Annotated in this window: 4 protein-coding genes and 1 pseudogene; all 5 read right to left on the reverse strand. The window is 66.6% G+C overall.

Features of this window, described 5'->3' with window-relative positions:
- Positions 1–204 (reverse strand): annotated as a pseudogene (locus tag BIS11_RS14265) (Rne/Rng family ribonuclease); the annotation flags it as partial.
- A gap of 52 nt (positions 205–256) precedes the next feature.
- Entirely contained in the window at positions 257–889 is a 633-nt protein-coding gene (locus BIS11_RS14270) for a nucleoside triphosphate pyrophosphatase (protein ID WP_253586372.1), read from the reverse strand.
- Between the two features lie 5 nt (positions 890–894).
- Positions 895–1,383, reverse strand: coding sequence for a rod shape-determining protein MreD (gene mreD, locus BIS11_RS14275; protein WP_253419496.1), 489 nt, complete (start codon positions 1,381–1,383; stop codon positions 895–897).
- Positions 1,383–2,324: a rod shape-determining protein MreC gene (gene mreC, locus BIS11_RS14280; RefSeq protein WP_253419493.1), complete on the reverse strand. Its 942-nt coding sequence runs from the start codon at positions 2,322–2,324 to the stop codon at positions 1,383–1,385. Before mreC ends, mreD begins: the two co-directional genes overlap by 1 nt.
- Positions 2,325–2,348: 24 nt before the next feature.
- Positions 2,349–2,844, reverse strand: a 496-nt coding sequence (locus BIS11_RS14285; protein ID WP_253586373.1) for a rod shape-determining protein, incomplete at its 5' end; no start/stop codon positions are given.

A 2,844-nucleotide genomic window follows, 5' to 3' on the forward strand; every position in this document is an offset into this window, starting at 1 on the left:
GATGAACGCCGCACGCTCGAGGCCAATATCGACAAAGGCAGCCTGCATGCCAGGCAGCACCCGCACCACCTTGCCTTTGTAGATATTGCCCACGATGCCGCGCCGGCGCGAGCGCTCGATCAAGGCTTCCTGCAGCACCCCGTTCTCGACCAGCGCGACGCGCGTCTCCATGGGCGTCAGGTTGATAAGGACTTCACCGCTCATGCACTCTTCCTTCTGGGCTCGATTGCGTCAAAGACTCCGTATTGACGCTACTTTACAGGCGAGCCGACCAAACGGACACACCTTGCTTGGAAAGTAGCTGCGCCGTTTCGAAAAGCGGCAACCCCACCACCGCCGAGTGGCTGCCGTGGATCCGTTCGACGAACACCGAGGCCAACCCCTGGATCGCATAGCCGCCGGCCTTGTCCTGGGGTTCACCGGTCCGCCAGTAGCGGCGGATCTCGTCCTCCTCGATCACCCGCATGTGGACCGTGGTGGTGACCATGCAGGCGCAGGCCCCGCGCGGGCCGATCACCGCCACCCCGGTCAGCACCTCATGGCTGCGCCCGGAGAGTGCGGCCAGCATCGCGTGGGCGTCGGCCTCATCCAAGGGCTTGCCCAGAATGCGCCCGTCAAGCACCACGGCGGTGTCCGAACCCAGCACCGGAAGCGTCGTGTGACTAACGGCGGCGCTTGCCTTGGCGCGCGCCAGGCGCTCGACGTAGGCCGCGGCGCGCTCGCCGGGCAGCGGCGTTTCGTCGACGTTCGTGGCGACGACCTCGACCGGCACGCCGATCGAATCCAGCAGCGCACGGCGCCTTGGCGAGGCGGAGGCCAGGCAGAGCACGGGAGAGGGTTGTCCGTTCGAACCTTGCTGGGACATGCCGGCGTCATCCTTGGCGGCCATGGTCGTCAGGTTCGCGCCGCGCGACGCTCGAGCGCCACCAGCATGGTGGCAAGCCAGGGCCACAGCAGCGCGCTGATCAGCGAGGGAATCAGAAACGACAGGTGAATGGAGAACACGCCGGTGAGCACGCGCAGCCACTGCTCGATGAGCTGGATCAACCCCAGCAGCACCAGCACCAGCACCGCCTGCTGGACCAGCGAGTAGGCGCGAAAGCGGGGATAGACCAGCGCGCAGAGAAAGGCCAGCAGCGAGAACACCAGCGCGTGCTGGCCCAGTACGCTGCCGTCGATCAGGTCGATCAGAAGCCCGATCACGAAGCCGTGGAACACGCCGACCCGGTCGGGTACGCGCATGCACCAGTAGATCAGCATCAGGCCGATCCAGTCCGGGCGGTACATCTGCCAGCCATCGGCCAGCGGCATCACCTGCAGACACAGCGCCAGCACCAGGCTCAGCCAGATGAACAGCAGTGGAATCACCGGCGCCTTGGGCATCAGGGCACCTCCTGAAGCGAGGCCGGCGCCTCGTCGGCCAGACGCTCGGCGGCGTGGATCGCGGCGGCGGAAATCGACATGGCGTTGTTCCAGAGCGGCGTTCCCTGCGCTTCCACGGCGGGCGGGAAGAGCAGCAGGAAGTGGCGCGAGCGGGTGAGCTGCGCAGTGGGTTCGGCGCTGACGCGCGCGAAGGGCTGGCCCGGGTCGTGATACACCTCGGTGACCCGCGCCACCGGGTAGCCCGGCGGGAACCGGCCGGCAAGGCCCGAGGTGGTCAGAAGATCGCCCTCGCGAATGTCGGCGGTGTCCGGCACGTGCAGCACGCTCACGCTGTCATAGCGCCCGGTACCCTGGACGATGAAGCGCAGCCCGTTGCGATTGACCTGCACCGGCAGCGCGTGGCTGGCATCCGCCATCAGCAGCACCCGGCTCGAGTAGGCCGACACCGCCGTGACCTGGCCGACGAGACCGAAGGCATCGATCACCGGCTGGCCGACGTAGGCGCCGTTGCGGTGCCCCCGATCCACCACCATCTGGTGGCTGAACGGGTCGTTGTCGAGCGACAGAAGCTCCGCGGACATGTAGGGAATGTCGTGGCGCTCGGCGGCATCGAGCAGCTCGCGCAGCTGGGCGTTCTCGGCGGTCAGGTTCGCCAGGCGCTGGCCTCGGTGGGAGAGCGTCAGGATCTGTTCACGCAGGCGGCGGTTCTCGTCCACCAGGGCCTGCTGGTCCGAGAACACCAGCGCCCCCCAGTTGAGCAGATCGCTCGGCAGGCTGACGACCCACTGGATGGGCGCCACCACCATGGTCATATGGGCACGCACGTCTTCCATGCGAGTGAAGCGCTGGTCGACGAACATCAAGGCACTCGCCACCAGCACGCAAAAGAAGAGACGATAGCCCGGCAAGGGGCCATGCGAAAAGAGCGGTTTAATAGGCAATTCCCCCGCAGCAAACCGCCAGGATCAGTCGCTGGAAAGCAGCTCGAAGGTATGCTGGTCGATCATTTCGAGCGCCTTGCCGCCGCCGCGCGCCACACAGGTCAGCGGATCTTCCGCGACGATCACGGGAAGCCCGGTCTCTTCGGCGATCAGCTTGTCCAGGTCACGCAGAAGCGCCCCGCCACCGGTCAGCACCAGGCCACGCTCGGCGATGTCCGAGGCGAGCTCCGGGGGTGACTGCTCGAGTGCGCTCTTGACCGCGGCGACGATCGAGCCGAGAGTCTCCTGCAGCGCTTCGAGGATCTCGTGGGAGTTGAGCGTGAAGCTTCGCGGGATGCCTTCGGCCAGGTTGCGCCCGCGCACGTCGATCTCTCTGAGCTCGCCGCCGGGGTAGGCACAGCCGATCTCTTCCTTGATGCGCTCGGCGGTGGCTTCACCGATGAGGCTTCCGTAGTGGCGACGCACGTAGGCGGTGATCGCCTCGTCGAAACGGTCGCCGCCGACGCGGATGGATTCGGAG

The organism is Halomonas sp. 707D4 (genome assembly GCF_024158685.1).
Classification (GTDB): domain Bacteria; phylum Pseudomonadota; class Gammaproteobacteria; order Pseudomonadales; family Halomonadaceae; genus Vreelandella.